Below are 25,734 nucleotides of genomic sequence, written 5' to 3'. Positions count from 1 at the left end.
GTTCGGTCGGTTCAAGTGTTGTCTGACCATTCGACCAGAAGGTTTTCGAGCTGCTCTGCCGACAGCCGCCAGGCATCCGGATGCTTCTGAATTCGATCGGTCAACAGACTTCTAGAGATGTGGTAACGCAAACGCTTGCCGTTTTTGCGGCTATGGCTAGTTGTCAGCCGATCTCCGGTCTCATCAAAGAGCTTCCCGGCCAGCACTGATCGCTTGGCCTTCTGCTTTAATCCACGCTCCCTTGCCGCGCCATCTATCAACCACTGCTGCACCAGCTGCTATACCGCCGGGTCAATGATAGCGGGGTACTGCCCATCATCAACCTGACCCTTGTGTCGTATGCGGCCAGCATAGATAGGGTTGCTGAGAAGTTGATGGATATGCCCGCGATCGAAGAACGTCCCGCCCCTCACGCGCCCACCCGGGCGTTCCGGGCGCCGGATCCGGAGCTCCAGTGCCTCCGCCCGCTCTTTGAAACAAAAAATGGTCTGATGCTCCAGATAGAGATCGTGGAGCGCCCTAATTGTTGCCTATTCCTCTTCGTCGATTCTAAGCGTCAGGCCGTCCGCCTGATATCCAAACGGAACATTCCCGCCCATCCATAGGCCCTTGTGTTTAGAGGCCGCAATTTTTTCCCTGATAAGTTCAGCGGTCATTTCACGTTCAACTGAGCGAAACTGAGCAACACGTTGAGTGTAAAGCGCCCCATGCTGGTGGACAAATTAAAGGACTGGGTAACGGACACAAACGATACGTCGGCTGCGTCGAGATGGTCGATCAGCTTTGCCAAGTGAGTCAGCGATCGTGTCAACCGGTCGACCTTTCAAACAACAATCTGATCTACGTGATTATTATCTACAGCCTGCATCAACCGCTGCAGAGCAGGGCCGTCAAGATGACCGCCCGAGATACCGCCATCATCATAGTGATCCGGCAACAATTCCCAGCCCTCGTGCTTCTGGCTCGCATGTATGCTTCGCAGGCTTCCCGCTGGGTATCCAGCGAATTGAATTCCTGCTCTAGCCCCTCCTCCGAATTTTTTCGAGTGTAGATGGCGCAGCGGATAAGTTGCATCACTGAACCCCGAAGAAGCGCGGGCCTGACCAGTGCGGTCCGGTGGTGTGCTTTGCGATGGCCGACAGGGAGCGCCACGTTTTGCCGTCCAAGAAGGATCCGCCCGCGATTACTTCAATCTGATAGGTGCGTCCGTTCCACTCCCGCACCAGATGTGATCCTGGTTTCAGACTAGGTGGCAGCGCTTTTCCCAACGCGATTTGTTGCAGTCGGAGTTCTGTCTTCACAGACAACCCGCCTAGTTCTTGTATCTGTAGCTCCCAGGTCAACACCGGCTTCATGAACTGCGAGGACAGTTACTTCGGCGGCGGCCGACCGAACATTTTCTGCCACTGATCAAGGCAGCTAGAGCGGTCCAGATTTTCGATGTCAGCGAGTACGTGCGTAAGGTCGCAAAACTTGAAGTTTGCATCCGTAATGCTGACGCCTCCTTCACAATCCGATAGACAGTACTTTTTTCAGACCCTGATCGCTCAACGGTATGTCCCGCCTTGCGCATCATCGAAATCGCTGCGAGCGCAGAATGCGGCTGCCAGCCAAAGACGTTTTGAATCTGCACAATCGTTGCACCGGCCTTAAGGGACAGCAGTATCTGTAGACTTTGTTGACGCGTCGGCTGCTCCGGGCTTTTTGGCAGGTGGTGATTTTATTTCCAGGTTGGATGCATTTGACATTTTATTCTCCACTCTATGGGCACAGGCTAAGTCCGCGCCCTGAACAGAGCGGAGCCCGGGCACCTCGGGCGAGTCTTGACCGTCGTTAGTACCGCTTGCGAACAGCCTAAAGTCCAGTTGTTAACATTAAAATGGGCGGGAAGCTGACATTCTCTGCGGTTGCAAACCTATCCGGTAGCGGAGGCGAAATCCGACCTTCGCGGTCGACGCCTACGGCTAGATTCGAAAATACAAAAAAGCCCCTGTGATTTCGTAGGCGTAGATGGCTTGGACGTGCGTGACGAAACTAAACAGACGCTCCCATGTTAAGGCAGTCAGTTTGAAGAGGCTGTTAAGAACCAACATTTGACCAAACAATACGGCAATTCGTTGGTTTAGAACCTTATGGAAGCCGTGAGTTCTCCGACAACACTGGATCCACCACCAAAGGTTGATTGAAACTCGCCGCTGAAGCCTATCGATCGGTTTCCATCTGCAGAGGTATGTTCAAGCGTAAAGCCAAGAAACCCTGCAGCTGCATCTTCTGTTGAAGCTACGAAAGAAAAGGGTGTCGCTGCTACGATTGCGTCCACATCGTCGGATCCTGCATCAAAAGTTGCATCTACTCCAACGGCCCAGTTCAGGTAGGTACTCGATCCATTTGCGGCCTCGTAGAGGCGGGGCAAGTTCAATTGAGCCCGCGTGTTGAACAGCGAAACGTTCCGATCTTCGACAGTCAGCGGATACGCGGTTCCTGTTTCGGTATATTCATCAAGTTTCAGAAAGACATAGCTTGCGCGTGCACTGAAGAAGGCAGGAATTGGAAAGGCGTTGATGGGTGCCGAGATCGAGAGCGATGGCGAAACGAACGTGCCGTCAAAATCGCCTTTCGCTTCGCCGCCATCAACGTTTCGGGTCGCTTCATTGTCGGTTACGCCAGCAAGAAGCGCTGCGTTGAGGCTGTATCGTCCGTAGTCCCTTTCGAGGTAGACGCCCCCAAAATATGACGTGATATCGGTATCTCCTGCGTCTTGATCCAGCGAGACATGGCTGTCGTCATATCCGACAAGAACACCAAAATCGCTGTTATCGATGAATTCATTCGTCTCGGCACCAACTACGAAACCGTACATACGATGGCTGAATCCAAGATTTGAACCGTCTTCTTCAACATCGCGATCTCCTCCGAAGGCTGAACCCCAGACATATGGGCCGTTATCCTGTTCAACATACCCGAAAGGACCCAGGTTTCTGCTAACCTGGCCACCGGACGAGCCGGACGCATAGGGGCTGGCGGTGTCAATCGTATTGAACACCGCGTCGGTGAGATCGCTGATAAAGGTACCTTGGGCCGCGAATCCCGTCGTATCCACCGAAACCGCAGTGAGGCCATTGTTGGCCACAACGCCGGCCCCTTCAAAATTGACGACTTCGGGGGCGGATGCGAGGTCATTATCGTCACCCGATGCATCAGCAAAATTTACAACCGAATTCATCCCGCGCGCAAAGTTCAACGTGTCAATGTCATTCGGGTTCGTGCCCCCCATGCCATCGTTGCCATTGCCGAAATCGACCGATCCGTTCAGAATCGAGCCGGGCTCGAGATTCAACGTGTCGTTCCCATCGCCGCCATATACGATGGAAAAGCCTTCTCGACCGGTGATGCGGGCGGAATTTGTGATTATTGCAGCGGCGTTGTTGTCGCGATCTTCGATCTCGATACCGTATTCGAACGCATCAATATTTCCGGTGTTCACAATGGTGATTGAACCGGCTCCGTCCACGTCCACTTCGATCCCGTTATTGTCCAGCGAACGCAACGCCCCGCTGTTGGTCACACGGGCATCGCCGTCACCGTTTAGTTCGATATCGATCGCGTCGGAATCGGCGGTGAGCTGGGCAGAGTTCACAATGCTGACATCGCCGCTTCCCTCGATATCCACTTCGATCGCATCGTCTTCGCGAGAGGTTATCCGCCCCGAGTTTCTAATGAAGACATCGCCATCTCCGAAGATTTCGGCGTCAATTCCCTCGTCGTTTCTGGCGGTTATGGATGCAGCGTTTGTAATGCTTATGTTGCCGTTCTCGGTCACATGGGCGAAGATTCCGTCAACTTCGGCATCGATGGTACCGGATGCCGAAATAGTAACATCGCCGTTTCCGTCTATTTCAGCGTTAATGCCATCAATATTTTCCGCCGCAATTTCACCCGACGCTTCAACCGAGATGTTTCCGTCGCCAGCAACAAAGCTGCGGATCCCGTGTTCGCTTGCTTCGATATCACCGTTCATCGTGATCGAGATGTCGCCGTCACCATCAACTTCGGCTTCGATGCCGTCATCCGAACCGGCGCGGATATCACCTGTGACCTGAATGTTGATATCACCGGAGTCCTCGGCATCAGCGTCAATGCCGATCGCATCGCCAGTGATATTGCCCACCACAGTGACGTCAATCACACCTCCGGGGCTGCCGGTTTCCACATCAATTGCATCGCTATCGAGGGATTGGACGTCGCCCGTCACATTGACGGTCACATTCCCGTCCTCCGCGTCAGCAAAGATCGCATGTTCTTCTTCAGCAGAAATGTTGCCGTTAGAATTGACCGTTACGTTGCCTGTTCCATTTGCTACGCCGTAAATCCCGTATTCTCTGCCAGTAATATCCCCGATGCTGTCGACGACGACATCACCAGCGCCATTCACCGTGGCGTTGATACCGTCGCCCGCTGCTGCGCCGCTGACATCGCCCCGGTTCGAAATTGTAATGTCGCCATCATTGGTCAGAAGCGCGCGGATGCCGTCCCTTGCGGACGAAATATTGCCCGACGAAGTGACGTTGATATCTCCGTCTCCACCCCTTTGGCGGGCAAAGATGCCATCAGCGTTGTTGCTAGCTGTTGTGATATTTCCGGTCGAGCGGATCGTGATATCGCCATCACCGTCGTCTTGCCGTGCAAAGATCCCGCGGGCGTTATTTCCAGAAGTCGAGAGGTTGCCCTCGGATTCAACTGTGATATCCCCATCGCCGCCATTTTGACGCGCCAAGACGGCGTTCGCGTTGTTTCCTTCTGTTGTGATGTTTCCGGTTGATTGGATCGCGACATCGCCATCGTCATCGCTTTGCTGTCCAAGTATACCGCCAGAGTTGTTTCCAGCCGTTGAGATATTGCCATTCGACACCACCGAGACATCCCCTTCGCCGCCACTCTGAAGAGCGGTGATGCCTGTTGATCGATTTCGAATTGTGCTGATATCGCCCGCTGAGTTGACCGATACCGTGCCGTCTCCACCGTCCTGATTGGCGTAAATTCCGTCTGAACGGCTGCCCGATGTGCTTATACGACCCGCTGAAACCACTGACACATCGCCATCACCACCTTGTTGAGTAGCGCCGATACCGGCGCTTCTGCTGGGTCCGGATGTCGTGATATTGCCGGTCGAGTTAACCGAAATGGCACCGTCACCCTCAAGATCGGACCGAATGCCAAAGGACCGACGTCCGTCGGTTGCAATGTCGCCCGTCGAAGTGATCGAAACATCCCCGTCGCCGTCCGCATCCACAACAATCCCATCCGCGCCGTTCCCCGTCGTGACAATGCCGTCGGTTCCATTCGTCTGGATGTTAAGGGTTACGTTACCTGTTGGTGTGCTGAAAGCCACTCCGTCTGTTCTACCGCCTGGTGCAATTCCCGGAGCAGTCACGTTATTGATATTGAGCGTTTCGATTGCTGGCCCGTTTGCCTGAACACCCGTTGAAACATCTCCCGTACAGGTGGCGAGGTCACCCGCAACACTGCACGGACCGTTTGATGGAGGAACAACCGTTTGCGCGATCGAAGGAGTTGCCACTCCAATCGATGCACCCAAACCTATCGCACCGGCAGCAACTGGAGCAGCGAAAGCGCGATATGCAGCGGATTTTCCTTGATGGTATTTGCTCGTCTGCGCTTTGGAAAGTGCCGCTGTACGACGGCGCGCTTTGCGGTTCAAACCGCTTACTCGTAACATCTTGTTCACCCCTTAAGAGTGGTCTGGAAACCACCGCAACTTTTTTGCGCGAAAACCTCCGCGTATTTGTTAGCAGCAAAAAAAAGATGGCTTTTTGATGTTCCGATTAACGATATATTAACGAATTTCTGACTGGTCTTTTGTATGATGCAATTTGATCACATGCATGCTCTGAAAAAACCGGCCAGCGGCAGCTCCCTACTTGGATCCGGTGGAATGATAGAATTATTCAAATAACCTCCATCTGTCTGCATGAATGCCAAACGGGTTTAGAACTCGTGCCCACTCGAATTTCTGCCGAGCGCTCTTAGCGCAAAACTTCGGATACGCGTCGAATGTCTGCAACGGGCCGTCAGCGTGGTTAGATCTTTGGCGAGATAGGGGCTTGCTGCGGCTTTCCTGGGCGTCGCAAAATGCGGTGGCAAACCGAGAATTAAGGGAGAAGAGACCATCGAAATCTCAATTTCCATTCATCAACGGCATGTACCACTTTAGCTTCTCGCGACGGCGGATTTGAGGCAGAGCAACTACTATCGGAACCCCGGTGGCCACAGGCCAGCTAAAGAACTAATAACTCTGATCGTTCCAAACCACTTTCGTGGGCAAGATGTCCGGTTATCTTGGGCGGATGAGCCGGACGTCAAACTTGAAACGCGTCTTACCGAGCTTGCAATCGAATTGGTTGTATTGGCCGAGACCATTCACCGGGAACATGCCGAGCGCCAGCATGAGTGGTTAATTGAACGCAAACAAGACCATGAGCGAAGAACGAAAGAAGCCGAGTCGGCAAGGCTTGAAGCGCTCCGTGTTAGGAACAAAAAATTTGAGAAAGCGAAACGCAGCATGCTGCTTGGCCATGCCCGCGACCTCGAAGATGCGAGGATATTGTGCCAATTGGTCCAAGACGTGCTGAAGTTAAGGTGCCACGAAACTAATGATCACACAACTGCTTGGGTGGAATTCGTTAGCGAAGAGGCCAATCGGATTGATCCAATTTCGAACGCTAGATACCTTGAAATCATGGTACTAAAGCCTGAGGATTTCACTGAAGACAGCGACTAAATATGCCTTCTGGGAACCGGGACTAGGGCCGTAAAATAGCTCTCGGAGCATATGGTACAGGCGGAAGCCCCACACCACAGAAGCGAGAGTACGCGCGTCTTTTAGTCAAAGTTCTGTATCGCCTGAGACGGCAACTCCGCATAGGATGCGTCATAGAAATAGGTCAGCCAAATCGACCACCCATCGAAGAGTATATCGGAAATCCCACGCGAATGAGACCCGACGCTCAGCGGATCTACGGACCCATCAGTTTCAACGCGCAAGAGCCTCGCATTCGGGTACTTCTCGTGACCCCGGTAACCCCCGACAACAATTGTGCCGTTCACGACTTCAACGGATTCCAAGTTACCAAAGCCGGTTGAAACAGCTACAGCAGTATCTCCGTTGCCTGAATGCGGAACCCAATACAAAGCGCTGTCCCAGGCGTCGTCGCTGCCCCAGGACACAGCGTAAATACCTGTCTCTGCGATTGCAAAGCCGGCGAGACCACTGATGCGCAAATCGCCGAGGTGAGGTTGAATTTGTCCGGTTTGGGCTGCGACCGATAGGAATGCGCCGCGCCCAAAATCACTCACAAGAAGGGTGTCGTCGTCGAGGGCTTCGATATCGTAGAGAAAAACACCATCGTCATCGAGAGCCTGACGCCAGTTTACCGTGCCATCCGAAGCGGTAGAAATGACCTCATTGCCATCCACAATGACAATCTGGTTGCCGGAACGCACCATCCCTGTTGGGTTGCGCAGACCTTGCCCATCCGAGAGTTTGATTTCTTCGGTCGCGCCATCAGGAGTGAGCTTGTAGAGCCCGCCGTTAGTGGCGTCTGAGCTGAACTCTTCATCTGGCCCACCCGGTCCAATCGATACGGTATAGACATCATTTCCCATCGGCAAAACGGCTTCGGTAAAGGGCGGCAGCTCCTGTTCGGCGACAACAGGTAAGGACGTGGTGCAAGTGAACAATAGCGAAAGAACTCTCATCTCAAATATTTCTCCGGTGTATCTGTGCCTTGATGTTGCCGCCCGTTTTTCCGGCAATGATTGTTCCGGGGCGGCGTCAATGAACCGAGCGGTTTGCATCAAAGGGTTCGATTGGAGGCAAGAAAGTGCGGAGCCAGAGCATTGACGGCGGCATCAATGATCAACGGGTCTTCGTAAAACTGAAGCTGGTTGGCGCCGTCGATCCAATACAGCGTCTTCTTTTCTGACGCGATTTCTTCAAAAATGCGGCGGGGAATGACCTGACCGCTTGCCGCTCTGTCGCCATGGATCATCAATACAGGCAGGTTCAGTTGAGGGGCTGTTTCGTCGATCCGCCAGCCCCAAATGCCAGCTTCGCTCATCGCGGTGATGCGGTTTTCCCAACCCCCTTTGAAAGTCAGCCAAGGGGCCCTGTTATCCCATGGTAGGTACCAGTCTGCGATGGCAGTTGCGGTCAGAAGGGCATCCTCAGAGCCGACGATCGGGATGTAGCTTGCTTCCCCCGTTTTTTCGAATTCGGTGGCTGCTTTGGCCGCGCGATCTATGCGTGCTTCAACCTCGGCATCACTGCCAAGGTACATTCTGGCGGTTTCCTCAGTTAGATAGTGGCCCGCGACAACCCCGAGAGAGGCCACGCGACCGTCTGTCACCGCTGTTTCAATCGCCCAGTTGACACCCTGACAGATCCCGAGAAGATGAAGCCGGTTTGCGTCGATGCCTTCTTGGTTTGCGAGAAAACCGAGGGCGGCTTGGCAGTCTTCAACCTTGGCTTCACCAGACTCGTAGCGTCGGGGTGAGCCCGAGCTTTCTCCGTGATAGCGTGGATCGAATATCAGAACTGCCAGCCCGCGCGATGCCAGGCGGGTTGCATATTGCACCGGTGACTGTTCCTTGACGAATGCAACAGGGCCGATGATCACAACTGCCGGGTGAAGTCCTTCCGAAGCAGGTCTCAACAACTTTCCAACAAGGGTTTCCCCAGAGCTGTCAAAGGACACTGTTTCAACATCATAAGAGCCAAATGCCGATTGATCTGGGTCACCGGATGCCTCCGCTGTGCTAGCGCGGGCGGCGAAAGCTCCGCTCAAGGATGTTGCAATCGCGATTGAGTTGAACATGCGTCGTGTAATCACTGCTGCTGCCCTTTCGTATACAGTTTGATGGTCTCGACAACCAAACGATCTTGGATCGAGCGCCCCGATCTGGGGGGGCGCCCGGTTAGGCTTCACTTGTCAGTTAACTCGCGACGGACATAATTGGGATGACGCAAATAGCATGATGAGCATGCAAAAAATGAATGACATCTTAACTTCTCTGGATGTTAGGACTCTACGGTTCCTACAGCTCCTGCTTCGCACAAGCAGCGTGACACGCACGGCAATACATCTGGGGATCAGCCAGCCCGCCGCCAGTCGAATCCTCGCCCGGGTACGCGACCTTATTGGAGATCCGGTGCTGATCCGAACGCAGTCCGGATACCAATTAACGGATCATGCTCTGGGCTTGAATGAACCGGTCGATGCTGCCCTGTCGGCGATAGCTGACGTCTTCCAGCCGTCCGCCTTTGATCCGGCACAGTCCAACCATTGCTATCGCATTGCCTCGACAGATTACGGCGTCGCGGCTGTCCTGGGACCCATGATGGAAGTCTTTGCCGTTACCGCACCAGCATTAAGGTTCAATGTCTCGCCACTGGTGCCGCAAAGCTTTACCGATTTGGAAAAAGGAGCATTTGATCTGCTGCTATACGCGGATTTGGATGCGAGGAACGATTTGCTTGTTCAGAAGCTATTTGATGAAACCTACGAAATCCTGTTCCGACAAGGCCATCCGCTTGAAGAACATGCGTCATCAAAACGGGCACTTACTCCGCAAGACGTTTCGGCTTACCGGTTAATCGAGTTCAGTTTTCCGGGCACTTCGGGTCTGAAACCCGATACGATCATGAGGGAAAAAGGAGATGGTTCGAATGCTGTGTTCCAGCAGCCTTACTTCACCACATTACCTTTTTTGGTAGGACAGACGGATGCAGTTGCAGCTGTCCCCAAGCGGCTGGCAAAGCAAGTCCAGAAATTGACCTCTCTTTGTTCATCTCCGTTTCGGCCGAGTTGTGGCTTCCCTTATTTTCTTGTCCGCCACGAGCGTAGCCGCTTCAATCCAGCGATCAATTGGCTAAGGGAACAAGCATTAGAGATCGCCAAATCCGACTGATCAGATGTTCGAGCTGGGATGATAGTTTGCACGTGAGATCTTCGAAGTACACAAAGGCCATCCAAATCAGCACCCGCCCTTGGGTCCTGACGAAACCACAATCCATAGATGGCAGGTCTGTTGGGTTAAGCTGCAACATCGTCCGTTAAAGTTACATCTCCGCTCAGAGCCGTTCCCCAGATCATCGTCTACTTTCCAGCTTCGCGATTGCAGCGAACGACAGCTTTGACGGTCCGCACCGCGAGAAGGTGACCAGGGTCAAACGGCAGCAATGGGCCCACCTTGCCTCGCCAAGCACCCCGGATCATGCGGATGTTACTCTGCTTCGGAGATTGACCTTTAGGCGCTAGACCTAGCACTCTTTGTCATTGTCGATCAAGAACTCGACGCAGACGCTTTTGATGCGGATCTTGCGTACATCGGAGTCGGGCAAGCCGATGCAATCCAGCAGTTTCTCGGCCTTGTCGAAGCAATCCTTGTCTTCATTGTCGTCGCAAGGCACCGCACCTGCGGGCGGCTGATAGACGCCAGGGGCCCGGTCGGGTTGCTGCACCACGATGCCGGGGCGATCGATGTCTGCGTCCCAAGAGATGTCGACACCATAGCTGCCGTTGCCCCTGTCCTTGACGCGCCCGTCGATCGAGACACCCGGAATGGGGTGAACCTCGAAACTGCCCGGACGTCCGGGTCCGAGGGGATTGCCGTATTTGTCACGCGGCGTCAGGACCAGCGTGCCTTTGCCATCGGAACCTTCAATCACTACATCGGTCTTCTCGGGGTCGATGCCTATCTCGACATGGACCGACCACATGACCTCGCGGGTGGACTGGCAATCGTCGCCATAGCGGGCCGTCGCGCGGAAATCATAGGTGCCTTCGACAACCGAAAAGTCCTTCAGCGGCAAGTTGAAGACGCCGTCCGGGGCCATGGCACCATCGTCATGTGCCCCATCGTCGTGGAGTGCGAATGTCATGCTGTCGGCAACAACCGGCAGTGCGCCTTCCTCGCGTTCGATGGTTTGCAACGTTGCGCGGAATCCACCGAGCGCGTCACCGGTGATGACCGGTTTGGAGATGCCGCGCTCTTGGACCAAGGCCCCAAGCGAGCGGGTGGGAGAGGTCGCCGTCACGTGCACAGTTGTCCCGTGGGGCACGGTTCCGTTCGGGTAGTGCAAACCGACCAGCGGATCGATCCGGTCGCCGGTATAAATGCGCTGCTGGTTTCCAAGGTAGCGCATCTTTGGCCCACCTTCGCACACGACCAGCGAGAAATACTGGACGTCGGTTGGTGGCGGCGGGAATTCGCCCCCGGTTGGCACCCGGTCTACGGTGAAGCTCCAGGTACCGTCGCGTTCGCCACGGAACGGCAGCGGAATGCGGATGAATGCCCAGGTGCGACCTCGCACTTCGGTGAAGCCTTTGCCACCGACGGACTTGCCTTTTGGTGTTTTCACGTGCAGCCGCAGCGGCGTCGAAACCTCGTCCCAGCCGATGGCCACGGTGATTTCCTCTTCGCCGCAGACTTTGAAAGTGTGCGGCGCGGAAACGGTCTGACTGGCACGCAACACGTGTTCGGGGTCGTTCAGAGCACCGCTCTGGAAGATGTCGCCGAAGCAGACGCCGAAGAATTTGCGTAGCGCCAGACCGTCGACAGCCCGGGTGAATTGTCCGCCATGTTCGGCGGCCAAACGACCCAGAAGCGAGCCGTCAATCTGTGCATCGGAGCCGAACCCGATGATGCACAGGCGGGTGTCTCCCAAACTGTCCTCAACCGCCTCGACCATTGGATCGGTGTTCTGCAAACCGTCGGACAGCAGCAGGATCGTCCTATCGTTGCTGGTGCCGGACATCGCCGACAGCGCTTCGCTGAGGCCACCACCGATCGAGGTGTTGCCGCCTGCGGCGATGTCTCCGACCAGCCCCTCGTCAAACGGTGGAGTGTTGCCGACGAGTGTGTTCTTGGCAGCGGCCGTCGCTGTGGGGCCGAGTTCCAGGTTAGGGCTATGGTTAAAAGCCACCAGCCCAAGCCGGTTACCACCGCCGTTTTGCACCAATTGCACAAAGAGGCTGGCCGCATCCTGTGCCTCTTCCAGTTTCGAGCGGCCTGCTGGCGGCGCGTTGCTGTTCATGCTGCCGGATTTGTCGAAGACCAGCATGACATCGAGCGGGTTCGGAGGCGGCGACGGGTTCTCGAGTGTATTGATAATGCCCGCGACCGGTGTAAACCTCACATTGCACGGACCCGGTATAGGCCCCTGGCTGAGCGGCCCGCCGACAAGTTGCCCGGCGGCGTCGAACAGACCCGAGCCCGAACTGCCGCCGGCGAAATCGAACCCGTTGATGGTCGAGGTGTCGCCATCATAGACAACCGACTGTGTTTTCTTCACCGAACCGCCTGGGTGGTGCATCGACAACAGCGTTTCGCCGGCCATCAGGTTGCTGGTCCTGATGGGGATTGGCGCGGGTAAGCTGCCGGGTGCAGCGTCGAGCCGTACGACGACCCAATCGGAGTTGACCGTCGAAGGGCCCGGTGCGGTGCCGGACGCCACCTCTTCGATAACCTTGAAGAAACGCGGAGCATGGCCGCCTGGGCGCGAGCCGTCGCAATTGGGCGCATAATCGAAAGTCACCGATGCGCTACGAACGTCCTCGCCGCTGGCGTCGGTCAGGCAATGGCGCGAGGTCAGAAAAAGATCGCCGACGATCAGCGTGCCCGAGCAACTGCTGACATGCCCAGCGTGCACCAAGAAAATGATGCCGCTGGCGTTCTCGACCTGCGCTTTGACGGCTGGGGAAATGCCCGCGGGCGGTGCGCAATCGGCATTCTGCCAGGCGAACCCGGACGTGCACATCAGCCGCGTCTCATAGATCGGTTCATCGAAGGGATTTGTGTGCAGAAACGGATCGGGGTTCGACAGGCTGCCGGTGAAGGTTCCCGGCGGATTGACTGTTTGGGTCGGTTCGCCGCTGCCGTATTCCAACAGGCGCGCCGAACCGCTGCCACCGACGATCCTGATTTCGATCGGAGCCGTCGCCGCATCGGCAGGGCGTGTCCAGAAATCGCTGGGCGCGCCGGACGAGAACACATCCGTCGTATAGCCAAGGTTCACCTCGAGCCGGGCGCCGCCAGAGAGCGAGACATTGTCGAAATGCAGCATTGCAAATCGCGGACTTCCGATCGGGCTTGGATCAAGCACAAGATTGAGGGGGGATGCATCCGTTACGGCCTGGGATACAGGCACAACGCGGCCAAGGTCATGAGTCATATTGTCCTCCGTCAGCTTTCGCCGCCGCGGCAGGACTGAAGAAGTCTCTGATACTCAAAATCCACAGATGGCCCGGTGCATATGAAATGACATGCACCTTCGAAAATCAGCTTCACTTCACCCGCGCAGCTGCGGTCAAAAAAAATAAAACAATGGGGCATAGTACCAGATGATACTTACTCGCTCAACGGAGGCAGCAGCACAATCATTTACTATTATGCTTTTCAGGCCTTTTTCGAGGCGGCTTACCGCCTAATCCGATCTCGCCTCGCTACAGGTGAGCAGAATTCAAACCAAGTCCTAACTGTCGCTGTCAAACTACCCAAATGCTCAATGAGCTTTTCCATTGACGATTCAATCAAACGCTTGACCTATGTCAGCTTTATGAAATTCCGCACTGTAACGAGAGTGCCGTGTTCAATGGCAGGTTTGGGCCGTCTGTAAGGGCGACCCAGAGGCGTCAGATTTCAATTGCCTCCACTACGGCTAAGGCTTCCTCGAGCTCAACTCCAAGATACCGAAAGGTGTTATCCACCTTTATATGACTGAGCAAGAGCTGAGCTACGCGCAGGTTGACGATTAAGTCTATTTGATCAAGCGCGACTACCAGCACGATCACAGTACAGTGACCAGGAATATTTGCCGCATCCCGCTGTCGGAATTAACTTCGGCCCCGCTGGACGGTCCCCTGCCCGTTGTCAGCAAGCAAAAGATCCTCGACATGCTGCCCGACTTGGCCTCGACGAGAGGTAGTTCTGAACAAGATCGAAGGTCTGGCCATCCCGCCTTGAAGCGAGGCGTTTGTGATGACTGACAATGACGGCGTCGACGATGCCGCACCCGGCGTTTGGAGGTGCCTTTTTCTTCTGCAATCTCAGAAAACGTTAGCCATCGACGATCATCACCAGCCACTGACGCACTTTGATGACACTGTGAACAGGTATTTGATCAATCTGGGGCGGCTCATCGCCAAGATGCAGTTTCATTTCCACGCCTTTCCGGCGCATCCGGTATAGCACTGCTATGGTTGGTTCAGCGTTGGGTTCCACCCAATTTGCATTGGAACAGCAAGCGCTAAGCTCACTTCAGAATTGGGTGTTTCGCGATGCTTTCAGCACCTACGGACACCATTTGTTTGAGCGTATATTCTACTTCCAACACGCCGCAAGCAGGTATTATTATTATTTATCAAGAGCTTAAATTTGTTATCTCTTATTACTAAAATTTTAGTTTGACAGCAGCGCCGAATATCATCGATGCTGTTTGCCATCCGGTCTGCACCGGATCACATAATCTTTGGGAGGAGACAGATGCGGAGACATCTACTTTCCGCCGTGGCGGCAGCGGCCGTCATTGCGGGGCATGGTCCTGCTTGGGCCGACGAAGCCGCAGCACAACGTTGGATCGACGACGAATTCCAGCCATCGACCTTGTCGAAGGATGAACAGTTGTCCGAAATGAAGTGGTTCATCGAAGCTGCACAACCGTACTCGGGCATGGAAATCAATGTCCTGTCCGAGGGTATCCCGACGCATTCCTATGAATCCGAGGTTCTGACCAAGGCGTTCGAGGAAATAACCGGGATCAAGGTCAATCACCAGATTCTCGGCGAAGGCGAAGTGGTTCAGGCCGTACAGACTCAGCTACAAACCGGACGGAATCTGTATGATGGCTATGTCAACGACAGCGACCTGATCGGGACACATTCGCGCCTGCAGTTGGCCTATCCGCTGACCGATATGATGGAAGGTGATTGGGCGGCGACAACCTCGCCAACGCTGGATCTGGATGACTTCATGGGCATTCAGTTCACCACCGGCCCTGATGGCAAGCTTTATCAATTGCCTGACCAGCAGTTTGCGAACCTATATTGGTTCCGCAAGGACTGGTTCGATGACGAAGCCAACAAGGCCGCGTTCAAAGAGAAATACGGCTATGATCTAGGCGTTCCGGTCAATTGGTCGGCCTACGAAGACATCGCCGAGTTCTTCACCAATGACGTGAAAGAAGTCGATGGCACCACGATCTATGGCCACATGGATTATGGTAAGCGCGCGCCTGACCTCGGCTGGCGCATGACTGACGCCTGGCTGTCGATGGCCGGCGCCGGTGACGTGGGTGAACCGAACGGCGTTCCCGTCGACGAATGGGGCATCCGCATGGAAGCGGGCACTTGTAACCCTGTTGGCGCATCCGTTTCGCGTGGTGGTGCTGCGAACGGCCCGGCTGCGGTCTATGCGATCCGCAAGTGGGATGAATGGCTGCGGGCTTATGCGCCTCCGGGTGCGGCGTCTTATGACTTCTACCAGTCGTTGCCAGCGCTTAGCCAAGGCAACGTGGCTCAGCAGATCTTCTGGTACACTGCCTTCACCGCGGACATGGTGAAGCCGAAGTCCGAAGGCAACAACACCGTGGATGACGAAGGCACGCCGCTGTGGCGGATGGCGCCCAGCCCGCACGGACCCTATTGGGAAGAAGGCCAGAAGGTTGGTTATCAGGACGTGGGGTCGTGGACCTTCCTGAAGTCGACGCCTGCGGATCGTGCTCAGGCGGCTTGGCTCTATGCCCAATTCGTGACTTCCAAGACTGTCGACGTGAAGAAATCCCATGTGGGCCTAACCTTCATCCGCGACAGCTCGGTCAACCACGAGTCGTTCACCGAGCGCGCACCCAAGCTGGGTGGTCTGGTCGAGTTCTACCGCTCACCCGACCGTGTGGCATGGTCACCGACCGGCATCAACGTGCCGGACTATCCGAAGCTGGCCCAGATCTGGTGGCAGCAGATCGGTGACGTGAACTCGGGCGCCTTCACCCCGCAAGAGGCGATGGACCGTCTGGCAGAAGAGATGGACATCACTATGGCCCGGATGCAGGCCGCTGACGAAAGCGCCGGTGTCTACGGTGGCTGTGGCCCGCGTCTGAACGAGCCGCAGGATGCCGCCTTCTGGTTGGAAAAGCCGGGCTCGCCCAAGGCCAAGCTTGAGAACGAAAAGCCGCAGGGCCAGACCGTCAACTATGACGAACTGGTTCAGCGCTGGCAGTCTCAGTAAGCAAACGAAACCGGGGGTGCCGTGTGCGGCATCCCCACCCCAAGGCCAGTGCGACGCACTGAAGGACCGGAACCCACGGACATGATCGAACTTAAAGACGCCACCAAACGGGTTGGCAATGTCATCCATATCAAGCCTACGAACCTGACGCTCAAGACTGGCCATTTCAATGTGCTGTTGGGCGCTACGGGGTCGGGCAAAACCTCGCTGATCAAGATGATGGCAGGGCTGGACCCGATCGCCTCGGGCAAAGTTCTGATGGACGGGCAGGACGTCACCAAGCTGAACACGCAAAAGCGGCAGATCAGTTTGGTACACCAGTTCTTCGTGAACTACCCGCATATGACCGTTTTCGACAACATCGCCTCGCCCTTACGCGTGGCGGGGATGGCAAAATCCGAAATCGAAGGCCGCGTCGAAGAGGCCGCCAACTTGCTGCAGTTGCGCCCAATGCTACAGCGCCGTCCGCATGAGTTGTCAGGTGGCCAGCAGCAGCGTACCGCGCTGGCCCGCGCGATTGCAAAGGAAAGCCGCGCAGTGTTTCTTGACGAACCACTGGCCAACCTCGATTACAAGCTGCGTGAAGAACTGCGTGAACAACTGCCCGACCTGTTCGCCGGGCGCGGGGCCGTGGTGGTCTATGCCACCTCGGAACCGGAAGAGGCGTTGATGCTTGGCGGCTACACCGCTTTGATGGAGGACGGGCGCGTCACCCAATTTGGCCCCACCTCAGATATCTATCGCAACCCCGAGAACATCTCTGCAGCTCGTGTGTTCTCTGACCCGCCCATCAATGTGGCGCGCATCACTGTGTCTGATGCGCAGGCGCAATTGGTCGGCGGTGGTGGCTGGAAAGTCACCGATATAGCCGATGGTGACTACTTGGTCGCCGTGCGTCCGCACCGGGTGACCCCGTTCCGCTGTTCCGACGCCGACGTGGAGCTGACCGGGCGGGTCATCGTGACCGAGCTTTCGGGCTCGGATTCCAGCGCGCACTTCCAACATGGGGATGAGGCGTGGGTATCCCTGGCCTCGGGTGTCCATCCCTATCAGGTGGGTGAAGACCACAGCTTCTACATGAACCCGGCCCATTGCCGGTATTTCGGCCAAGACGGCAAAAGGATAGCCTGACATGGCACAGATCAAGCTTGCAAACCTGCGACACAGCTATTTCCCCAATCCCAAGGGGCCACAGGATTACGCCCTGAAGGAAATCGACGTCACCTGGCGCGACGGCGGGGCCTATGCGCTGCTGGGACCATCAGGATGCGGCAAGTCAACGCTGCTGAACATCATCTCGGGGTTGCTGACGCCTTCCGAGGGACAGATTCTGTTCGATGGTCAGAACGTTACTGCCTTGCCCCCAGATCAACGCAACATTGCGCAGGTGTTCCAGTTCCCGGTGATCTACGACACGATGACTGTGGGCGAAAATCTGGCCTTCCCGTTGAAGAACCGGGGGGTTGACCCGGCAACGATCAAACGTCGCGTCGATGAGATTGCAGAAATGCTGGACGTTACGGATATGTTGAATACCCGGGCCTCAGGTCTGAGCCCGGACAACAAACAGAAAATCTCGATGGGTCGTGGGTTGGTGCGCGACGACGTGAACGCGGTGATGTTCGATGAGCCGCTGACTGTTATCGACCCACATCTGAAATGGAAACTGCGGTCCAAGCTGAAAGAGCTGCACCAGCGCGTCAAAGCCACGATGATCTACGTCACGCACGACCAGACCGAGGCGCTGACCTTCGCGGACGAAGTTGTCGTGATGCAGGAGGGCGAAGTCGTGCAGATCGGCACCCCTGTGGAACTGTTCGAGCGCCCTCAGCACACATTTGTCGGCCATTTCATCGGCTCACCCGGCATGAATGTGCTGCCATGCGAAGCGAAGGGCGATCGGGCCCTATTCGAAGGCCATGAAGTGATGCTGGAAGGCCAGACCCACGGTGACGGAGGCCGCACCGATCTGGGTATCCGGCCTGAATATATAAGCTTTGGCGAAACCGGCATCCCTGCCCATGTTACCAAGGTCGCAGATATCGGGCGACACTATGTGGTCAGTGCCATGGTCGGTGATACGCCGGTGAAAGCCGTAGCAGAACACAATGCGCCCAACCCTGGCCAACATGTGTACCTGCAATTCAAACCCGAACAATCTCGCGTCTACCGTGACGGCTGGATCGCAACCGAGGAGCGGACGCAATGAGAACGGAAAACCAAAAAGCATGGTTCTTTGTCCTGCCGGTGCTGGCGCTGGTCGCGTTTAATGCGCTGGTGCCGATGATGACGGTGGTCAACTATTCGGTGCAGGAGACCTTCGGTAACAACCAGTTCTTCTGGGAAGGACTGGGCTGGTTCGAACAGATCCTGCGTTCCGACCGGTTTCAGGCGGCTCTGGGACGGCAGTTCCTGTTCACCTTTCTGATCCTGCTGATCGAGGTGCCGCTTGGTATCATCGTGGCGCTTTCCATGCCACGCAAAGGGTTCTGGGTGCCGGTCTGTCTGGTCCTGATGGCCCTGCCGATGCTGATCCCGTGGAATGTGGTCGGCTCGATGTGGAATATCTTCACTCTGCCCAAGATCGGCTTGCTGGGGTACTTCCTGAATGACGTCCTGGGCATCAACTATGACATGACGCAGCAACCTTTGTCGGCCTGGATCACGGTCATCGTGATGGATGTCTGGCACTGGACCTCATTGGTCGTGCTGCTGTGCTATGCCGGCCTCGTGTCGATCCCGGATGCCTATTATCAGGCTGCTAAGATCGACGGCGCGAGCCCCTGGTCAGTATTCCGTTATATTCAGCTGCCCAAGATGAAAACCGTCCTGACCATCGCCGTTCTGCTGCGGTTTATGGACAGTTTCAACATCTATACCGAGCCTTTCGTTCTGACCGGCGGTGGCCCCGGCAACTCAACCACTTTACTGTCGATCGACCTTGTGAAGATCGCGCTGGGACAGTTCGACCTTGGCCCTGCGGCCGCGATGAGCCTGATCTACTTCGCCATCACGCTGCTGGTCAGCTGGGTCTTCTACACTCTGATGACAAAGGATGACGCGCAATGAAGAAGCGGTCCCTTATCCCGATCCTCTATATCGCGTTCCTGATGCTGCCAATCTATTGGCTGGTGGCGATGTCCTTCAAGACCACGAACGAGATCCTGTCGGGCTTTTCCCTGTTCCCCCAGACCTTCACGCTGGAGAACTACATTACCATCTTCACCGATCCGACGTGGTATTGGGGCTATATCAACTCGATAATCTACGTGACGATCAACACGGTGCTGTCGGTCTGTGTAGCGCTGCCAGCGGCCTATGCGTTCTCGCGCTATCGGTTTCTGGGCGACAAGCAGTTATTCTTCTGGCTGCTGACCAACCGGATGGCGCCAGCGGCGGTGTTCGCGCTGCCCTTCTTCCAGCTCTATTCGTCAATCCACCTGTTCGACACTTATCTGGCCGTGGCGCTCGCGCACACGCTGTTCAACGTGCCGCTGGCGGTCTGGATTCTCGAAGGCTTCATGCGCGGCATCCCGAAAGAATTGGATGAGACAGCCTATGTCGACGGCTATTCTTTCCCACGCTTCTTCGTGACGATCTTCCTGCCCAACATCAAAGCGGGTGTCGGCGTCGCGGCCTTCTTCTGCTTCATGTTTTCATGGGTCGAGATGCTGCTGGCCAAGACCCTCACCGCGGTCGAGGCCAAGCCCATCGCCGCCGTGATGACCCGCACCGCCTCCAGCGCGGGGTATGAGTTGGGTCTGCTGGCAGCAGCCGGAACACTGACCATTATCCCTGGTGCCATTGTCATCTGGTTTGTCCGCAACTACATCGCGCGCGGTTTCGCGATGGGCCGTGTGTGAGGTTCGATATGCGTAGACTTCTTCTCACCCTCCCCTTCCTGCCTTCGATGGCATTCGCCCAGCAAGCCGGATGGGGCAATGTTGGCCAGCAAGAGGAAAAGGGATTCTCGTGGACCGCCCCTCTTTGGCCTGATTTCTGGATGGCCTGGACCCCGGCGACGTTGGCGGTATTCGTGGGTATCTTTGCGGCCATCGCATTAATTGGACTTTTGGAAGGGTTCAAGTTCCGCGACGGCCTTGAACGTCGCGGTGTACTTGGTCTGACAACCACGTTGGGCGATCGGTTGTTCATAACACTGCTCGGCTCGACCTATATCTTCCTGGCCTGGCTTGGGCTGGTAGGCCAACCTGTATGGACGCCTCTTTTCCTGTCCATCGGTTGGGGCGTCTTCGTCTTCTGGAAAGTTTAAGCTTTGAGAAACAGCGAAAGGATGCTTGTCTGTCAGGCATACTAAATAATGGCGACACCGAGATCGATGCGAAAGAAAAAGACAACAAATCTTCTGACCGACGTGGAACTTGAGTTCATGAACGAACTCTGGGCGCTTGGTCAGGGCTCGGTCCGTGAAGTCCTTGATCGCCTGCCACCTGATCGCAATCTGGCCTACACTTCCGGAGCCACAATTTTGCGTATTCTTGATGAAAAGGGCTTTGTCGAAAGCGAGAAGAACGGCAAGTCGCTGATCTACAGACCCCTTCTGGAGAAGGACAGGTATCAGTCGCGGTCGTTGCAGAATTTGTCCCGGACCCTGTTTGACGACACGCCCGCAACTCTGGTGGCAAGGCTGGTCGATGATGAGGGGCTGACAGAAGATGATCTAGAGGAGATTCGAGCACTGGTAGAGAGGAGACTGCAAAATGACAGCGGTTAAACCGGTTCTCGATGCGTTTCTCGAGTTCAACATAGTGCTTGGATTGTCGGCGCTGATCTGGCTGGCCGTGCGCGGAGGCCTTGCGCTGACGCCCATGCGGTACGGCTTTGTTGCTCAGCTTCGTTCGCTCAAGATACTCTGCATCGGCGTTATGCTCAGCCCGGTTCTGGCGATGGGTGTTTCGGGTTTTGTTGCTCAGGTATGGCCCGGACGGGTTGTTGCGCTGGGGGATATCGCAGTGGCAGCCTATTTGCGCGGCGAAATCGCAATGCCGGCTGCGCAGTTCGAAACCCTTCTGAACACGCGCGAACGCTGGGTTGATCATGTCATGTCAGGCGGCTCTGTTTTTGTGACTTGTGCGTTGATTACACTGGTTTTGGTGGCGGCTGTTCTGGCAATTCGGGTTGCCCTCAACGCGCTTGCAATTCGCAACGCTGTAAGCTCCAGCTTTCTATGGCGACAATCGGCCAAAGTGGACATTCGTCTTTCGGATCGCGTGACCGTACCCTTTGCAGTACGCGGCCTTCGTCGCCGCCACGTTGTTTTGCCCAGCCATCTACTGAACTCGCCACGCGATCTGCGCTTTGCTCTGGCGCACGAGTTTCAGCACATCCGCGCATTGGACGTGGAATGGGAACTGGGTTTCGAGCTTTTACGCCCGTTGCTGTTCTGGAACCCGGCCTATCTGGCTATGAAGCATCAGTTTGACCGGCTTCGCGAATTGGCCTGCGATCAGTCTGTCGTCTCGCGTAAAGGGATTGACGCGACCGACTATACCGCCTGTTTACTGGACTACTGCACACGATCGGTTAAGCTAAAAAGCCCTCGCATTCTTCATGTGGCCTTGGTTAACGGGCCGAAAGCAAAGCATGTTCTGCGACAGCGTGTGATCGCCCTGACCGATGCACCAGTGACGACGACCCAATTGTCGGCTATTTTCGTTGGGTCGGCGCTTTCCCTTGTTGTTGTGCTTGCAATTGGTTCGGCCTCGGTTCGTCAAACTCAGGATTGGAGCCATGATCGTCTTATGCTTTCGACGGTTGTAAACCTTGAACGGCTGGAAGCTCGTAATCAGGGGAATTAACTGGCCGTAGTGTATGTCCAATGAGGGCTGGGGGGTTACACTTGCGGTTACTGCTAGCAAGTTAGTCACAGATTCTGCGCTAAAGTGCTGCTGATTTTCAATAAGTCTGGTTTTGAGGTATCGCTGTCAGCGGCTTTAACGCTGGCGTCCGCGTTGCTCGATATTGATCGACCGAGAACGATTCGATAGCAATTTATGCCATTCCAACCTGCTACAACGCAGCATCGCCATTTCTAAATCAAGGTCTGGTTATACTTCGGTGCTGTGAACGTTCCAAGTTTGGCAGAGAGCCCTTACAACGCCTTCTTATCCGCTATGCGAGCCATTGAAACGCCCCGAAGACGATCTGCCAGCGTACTCGGTCATTCAGCATAGTGAGTGTGTTGTAAACCTTTGTTGTCCCAATTGATCGTGGACAACCGCGCCCGCAGTTGCGCCGGAAACATTCGATGATTTGATTTGCCTGTCGGGGCTGAACCCTTGGGATGCGAAGCAGCTTCTACTCAGAAACCCGCGAACTTCTCAGCGCTGTTCCATTGAAGTTCGCCTTCTATCAGCCCTGACTGCACAAATCACGGATGAAATGCCATCATCAGAAGTGCCTTTCTGCCTCTTTTTCATCCATCTTTAGCAGCGATCTTCCATCTGCGAGGTATCCGCAGGCTGCATCTCAACCCATCCACAACTCATTTCGTTTGGAAGCAGCAATCTTGTCTCGAATGCGCTCTGCGGTCACCTCTCGTACAAACTGCGCAAAGCGAGCAAGACGCTCAGCGTCAATCGTCCCATGCTGGTTGCTTTATTGAATCTTCAAGAACTTCTGGATCGAACTTACTTTAACACGCAGGTTCTCGGGGCTTCTGCACGTAATCTCAGCAAACTACCCGTGATCAATTCTGCGATTTCTAACGCCTCAGCTGGCTTGAGATCACGCTGCAATGGCAAATTAATCATGGTTCCTGGCCATTCTGCAGCATGACGTGGGCCGATGCAGCGCCTTGCATTAAATGCTTGGTGATCAGGGCAATGATATTCGATGAGATGCCCCAATTGGACACCATTCTTACGCAAGTCCTCAATGAGGGCGGGTGCGAATTTGGTCCGAACGGCAAAATGCGAGTAACTGGCGCCAGCAAGGTTGGGTGGCAGGATAAAATCCTCTGCTTCAGTCGAAGACAATGCGTCAAAATATATCTTCGCGACCGCACGCCGATGCGCGACAATGTCTTTGTACTTGCCGCATTGCAGTTGCCCGACCCGCGCTTCTATAGCTGTCATCCCGTCGAGATAGTCTGAAGGCATCATAACGGTTTCTTCAGAATAGTAGGTTGTGAACTTACTTAAGGCGCCAATACGCTCAAGCCAGTTTACTGCACCATATACCGGACGGGTGAATGCGGTCCAAGCCGCCAGCACATAAGCTCTGCGTGCAAGGTTTTTCTTTACTCCCGGGGCGCGTATCTGCTCGGCACAAAGCACTCGCAGGCGTTCGGCAAGCGCCACGTCGTTTGTTGTAACCATGCCACCAAAGATCGAGGACATCGTCTTGGATATGTTGAGTCCGAAGAAGGCCGCATCACCCATTGCCACCACCGATTCCCCGTCCCACTCGGCTGCAAAGCTGTGGGCGCAGTCCTGGATTACTTTGATCTGCGGATGACGCGCACGAAATGACGCTAGTTTCTTAGCATTTATGGGATGTCCAAAAATCGAGGTTGCGACAAAGGCGCTTGTACGTGGGCCGACTGCTTCTTCCAGCAGATCAAAATCCACGTTGTAGTCGGCAGCCGAGCAATCGACGAATACAGTTTGGTTGCCACTTTTTTCGATCGCTTCGGGAACGACAAGGCAGGTGTAAGATGGGCACAGCACTTCGTCTCCTTCAAAACCAAACGCTTTCAGCAGCATGATCAGGCCAGTGCGCCCATAAGGCATTGCAATGGCATACCGCTGGTCAAAGAGCCCAGCAAAATCTAATTCGAACTTTGCGATTTCCTTTTCACGCCCAAGTAATGGGCTGAATGCAGCACGAAGCTCCGCGGCACCAAAATCCGCCTTGAAACGCGGAATCATCGGGTATCGTCCGATCTTTGCCAATATCCTTGGCTGGCCATGTGTATCGCCCTGAATTTAGAGGCTTTGGTTTGCTTGTAACCGGCAGGTGCTTGAACCGTATCTTGCAGGTTCAGATCGTGACCAAGGGTTATCAACCGTGTAACTCTACCCTTCGCCTTAGGCACTTTGGTGACAAGGAAGGCAGCGAGCGCTTTTTTGATCGTATTTCCCAATGCGACAGTGCGGAAAAAGGTAAGTGACAGTATTCGAAGAATGATAAAGCGGAAAGGAGTTGGTAACTGTGCACGTGCTGGCCGTAGATCTGATGAAATCTGCACCGTAGCATCCAGAACTTGAAGTTCGGAATTCTGATCCAGGTATTGCGAAGTCAAAGGCGCAGACCCACGTTTGGTACAAACTGTGCCCTCGTCTTCGCGGACAGCTATGCCGTTTTGGAAATGAAGCAAGGCGCCACCTTTCTTTGTGGCGATGACGGTGTAGTGTGTCTCCCCTACGTCGATCAACAATCCAGCATCTTCAAAATGAACCCGAAGGCCGGCTTGCGTGGCGGGAAGGCCCAAGGGGGTTGGGCGGCAGCTGTTGGCGCGCCGCTCAACAGCTGCCCAGACGTAATCATTGAATAGCGGAACCAAATTATGGGCATCCATAGTATCCAGCGTAACCAGTGCATGACGAGAGATCGAGTTGCGAACAAAAATCGCCATGCTGTGTGCTGACGGCATTTCGTGGGCAAGCGCCTCAAATCCGGCAGGAAAGCAGAACCGGGTCATACGACTGCCATAAACTCCGCCGTATGACCCGTCGGGATGTGCAAAATGCATCAAAAAAGTACATCCTTGTTCCAACGCATCACCAAGTGCCCAATCAGGGCGCCGCTTATGCACCTCGGCAAGCGCACTCATAAGCCAACTTTGATAGCCCGGATCAGCCCCATTATACTCACGGAACCAGCCTTCGGTCGAACGATGCTGCAGAATTCGGTTCATAAACTCCTTCGCACGTACGCTTTGGTCTTCGCCTGTGCGGTCTTCCCACATTACCAGCGCAAGGACCGCAACGGCGAGATGGTTTGATATGATCCCGTGAAACTCGTCTTGGCGATGCAGAAATGCAATCCACGGCGCGACGACGGCTTCGACCGCTTGCTGCTCTTGTGCAGTCAGTCGGTCGCCGAGCAGATCCAGCGCAGTCAGGACGTCCGCAGCAACAAGAGCGGTGACGCAAAATGACCCTTCATTTGGAAGCGCTTCAGATAGTGATCCGTTACGATCGGTAGCTTCATTCGCTCCGTGGATGATCTGTATGATCCGTTCGATCACCGATCTCGCGCTAATCCCATCCGGCAGGAGATCCGCGCAGACAAGCCGCGCGAGCCCGTTAACCGCACCTTGTTGTGTGGCATTGGGAAAGTCCTTGAGTTTCCAAGCCCAATAAGTTCGATCACCCATACCAAGCGTTGGCGAAAGCGGATCTGTGTCAAAGAGTGCCAGAAGTCGTGGCAACGCCCTGTGCACCTGTTGAAGATATGGGCAATGGA

General features: G+C 55.1%; 23 protein-coding genes and 1 pseudogene. 11 read left to right on the top strand and 13 right to left on the bottom strand.

Annotated features, from left to right (window positions below):
* Positions 1–11: 11 nt before the first annotated feature.
* From ACR0AH_RS16350 to ACR0AH_RS16320, 7 genes are all read right to left on the bottom strand, one after another.
* A complete protein-coding gene (locus ACR0AH_RS16350; RefSeq protein WP_480439121.1) occupies positions 12–272 on the bottom strand; it encodes a hypothetical protein in 261 nt (86 codons plus the stop codon).
* Between the two features lie 6 nt (positions 273–278).
* A complete protein-coding gene (locus tag ACR0AH_RS16345; RefSeq protein WP_480592832.1) occupies positions 279–485 on the bottom strand; it encodes a recombinase family protein in 207 nt (68 codons plus the stop codon).
* 45 nt (positions 486–530) lie between these two features.
* A complete protein-coding gene (locus ACR0AH_RS16340; RefSeq protein ID WP_480439119.1) occupies positions 531–656 on the bottom strand; it encodes a hypothetical protein in 126 nt (41 codons plus the stop codon).
* Positions 653–790 (bottom strand): recombinase family protein, encoded by a 138-nt coding sequence (locus ACR0AH_RS16335; protein ID WP_480439213.1) that lies wholly within the window; start codon positions 788–790, stop codon positions 653–655. Before ACR0AH_RS16335 ends, ACR0AH_RS16340 begins: the two co-directional genes overlap by 4 nt.
* 283 nt (positions 791–1,073) lie before the next feature.
* Positions 1,074–1,355 (bottom strand): DUF2924 domain-containing protein, encoded by a 282-nt coding sequence (locus tag ACR0AH_RS16330; protein ID WP_480439117.1) that lies wholly within the window; start codon positions 1,353–1,355, stop codon positions 1,074–1,076.
* A complete protein-coding gene (locus ACR0AH_RS16325) occupies positions 1,352–1,711 on the bottom strand; it encodes a DUF3489 domain-containing protein (RefSeq protein WP_480592830.1) in 360 nt (119 codons plus the stop codon). The genes ACR0AH_RS16330 and ACR0AH_RS16325 overlap by 4 nt, the downstream gene beginning before the upstream one ends.
* A gap of 411 nt (positions 1,712–2,122) precedes the next feature.
* Positions 2,123–5,389, bottom strand: coding sequence for an autotransporter domain-containing protein (locus ACR0AH_RS16320; RefSeq protein WP_480592808.1), 3,267 nt, complete (start codon positions 5,387–5,389; stop codon positions 2,123–2,125).
* A 149-nt stretch (positions 5,390–5,538) separates the two neighbouring features.
* On the opposite strand from ACR0AH_RS16320, the gene ACR0AH_RS16315 reads away from it, so the two are divergent.
* Positions 5,539–5,835, top strand: a complete 297-nt coding sequence (locus tag ACR0AH_RS16315; protein WP_480592806.1) for a hypothetical protein — start codon at positions 5,539–5,541, stop codon at positions 5,833–5,835.
* Between the two features lie 589 nt (positions 5,836–6,424).
* The gene (locus tag ACR0AH_RS16310) at positions 6,425–6,799 is read left to right on the top strand and encodes a hypothetical protein (RefSeq protein WP_480592804.1); all 375 of its coding nucleotides are present in this window, start codon (positions 6,425–6,427) and stop codon (positions 6,797–6,799) included.
* Positions 6,800–6,900: 101 nt separating this feature from the next.
* Here ACR0AH_RS16310 and ACR0AH_RS16305 read toward each other — a convergent pair whose 3' ends face one another.
* Positions 6,901–7,776 (bottom strand): hypothetical protein, encoded by an 876-nt coding sequence (locus tag ACR0AH_RS16305; protein ID WP_480592802.1) that lies wholly within the window; start codon positions 7,774–7,776, stop codon positions 6,901–6,903.
* Between the two features lie 98 nt (positions 7,777–7,874).
* Positions 7,875–8,732: an alpha/beta hydrolase gene (locus tag ACR0AH_RS16300; protein WP_170733038.1), complete on the bottom strand. Its 858-nt coding sequence runs from the start codon at positions 8,730–8,732 to the stop codon at positions 7,875–7,877.
* Between the two features lie 319 nt (positions 8,733–9,051).
* On the opposite strand from ACR0AH_RS16300, the gene ACR0AH_RS16295 reads away from it, so the two are divergent.
* Positions 9,052–9,987, top strand: a complete 936-nt coding sequence (locus tag ACR0AH_RS16295) for a LysR family transcriptional regulator (protein ID WP_480592800.1) — start codon at positions 9,052–9,054, stop codon at positions 9,985–9,987.
* A gap of 352 nt (positions 9,988–10,339) precedes the next feature.
* On the opposite strand, the gene ACR0AH_RS16290 is transcribed toward ACR0AH_RS16295, so the two are convergent.
* Positions 10,340–13,252, bottom strand: coding sequence for a VWA domain-containing protein (locus ACR0AH_RS16290; RefSeq protein WP_480592798.1), 2,913 nt, complete (start codon positions 13,250–13,252; stop codon positions 10,340–10,342).
* 1,310 nt (positions 13,253–14,562) lie between these two features.
* On the opposite strand from ACR0AH_RS16290, the gene ACR0AH_RS16285 reads away from it, so the two are divergent.
* The 8 genes from ACR0AH_RS16285 (at position 14,563) to ACR0AH_RS16250 (ending at position 22,121) form a co-directional block, all read left to right on the top strand.
* On the top strand, positions 14,563–16,302 hold the full coding sequence (locus ACR0AH_RS16285) for an ABC transporter substrate-binding protein (RefSeq protein WP_170392843.1): 1,740 nt from the start codon (positions 14,563–14,565) through the stop codon (positions 16,300–16,302).
* Positions 16,303–16,383: 81 nt separating this feature from the next.
* Positions 16,384–17,433 (top strand): ABC transporter ATP-binding protein, encoded by a 1,050-nt coding sequence (locus ACR0AH_RS16280; RefSeq protein WP_480592796.1) that lies wholly within the window; start codon positions 16,384–16,386, stop codon positions 17,431–17,433.
* 1 nt (position 17,434) lies between these two features.
* Positions 17,435–18,511, top strand: coding sequence for an ABC transporter ATP-binding protein (locus tag ACR0AH_RS16275; RefSeq protein ID WP_170733043.1), 1,077 nt, complete (start codon positions 17,435–17,437; stop codon positions 18,509–18,511).
* Positions 18,508–19,371: a carbohydrate ABC transporter permease gene (locus tag ACR0AH_RS16270; RefSeq protein WP_170392846.1), complete on the top strand. Its 864-nt coding sequence runs from the start codon at positions 18,508–18,510 to the stop codon at positions 19,369–19,371. The genes ACR0AH_RS16275 and ACR0AH_RS16270 overlap by 4 nt, the downstream gene beginning before the upstream one ends.
* A complete protein-coding gene (locus ACR0AH_RS16265) occupies positions 19,368–20,165 on the top strand; it encodes a carbohydrate ABC transporter permease (RefSeq protein WP_058280831.1) in 798 nt (265 codons plus the stop codon). Before ACR0AH_RS16270 ends, ACR0AH_RS16265 begins: the two co-directional genes overlap by 4 nt.
* An 8-nt stretch (positions 20,166–20,173) precedes the next feature.
* Complete coding sequence (locus ACR0AH_RS16260; protein WP_170401966.1) at positions 20,174–20,575, top strand: DUF2160 domain-containing protein; 402 nt, start codon at positions 20,174–20,176, stop codon at positions 20,573–20,575.
* A 66-nt stretch (positions 20,576–20,641) separates the two neighbouring features.
* Complete coding sequence (locus ACR0AH_RS16255) at positions 20,642–21,037, top strand: BlaI/MecI/CopY family transcriptional regulator (protein WP_008759241.1); 396 nt, start codon at positions 20,642–20,644, stop codon at positions 21,035–21,037.
* Positions 21,024–22,121, top strand: a complete 1,098-nt coding sequence (locus ACR0AH_RS16250) for a M56 family metallopeptidase (RefSeq protein WP_170401969.1) — start codon at positions 21,024–21,026, stop codon at positions 22,119–22,121. The genes ACR0AH_RS16255 and ACR0AH_RS16250 overlap by 14 nt, the downstream gene beginning before the upstream one ends.
* 673 nt (positions 22,122–22,794) lie before the next feature.
* Here the strand turns inward: ACR0AH_RS16250 and ACR0AH_RS16245 are convergent.
* The 3 genes and pseudogenes from ACR0AH_RS16245 to ACR0AH_RS16235 form a co-directional block, all read right to left on the bottom strand.
* Positions 22,795–22,928: pseudogene (locus ACR0AH_RS16245) on the bottom strand (recombinase family protein); the annotation flags it as partial.
* A 24-nt stretch (positions 22,929–22,952) separates the two neighbouring features.
* Positions 22,953–24,194: a DegT/DnrJ/EryC1/StrS family aminotransferase gene (locus ACR0AH_RS16240; RefSeq protein ID WP_170733044.1), complete on the bottom strand. Its 1,242-nt coding sequence runs from the start codon at positions 24,192–24,194 to the stop codon at positions 22,953–22,955.
* Positions 24,191–25,645 carry a hypothetical protein gene (locus ACR0AH_RS16235; RefSeq protein WP_170733045.1) on the bottom strand — a complete coding sequence of 485 codons (1,455 nt, stop codon included), beginning with the start codon at positions 25,643–25,645 and terminating at the stop codon, positions 24,191–24,193. The genes ACR0AH_RS16240 and ACR0AH_RS16235 overlap by 4 nt, the downstream gene beginning before the upstream one ends.
* Positions 25,646–25,734 lie beyond the last annotated feature (89 nt).

Source organism: Ruegeria sp. AM5, assembly GCF_056540645.1.
This window is presented reverse-complemented; position numbering and strand designations above follow the sequence as displayed.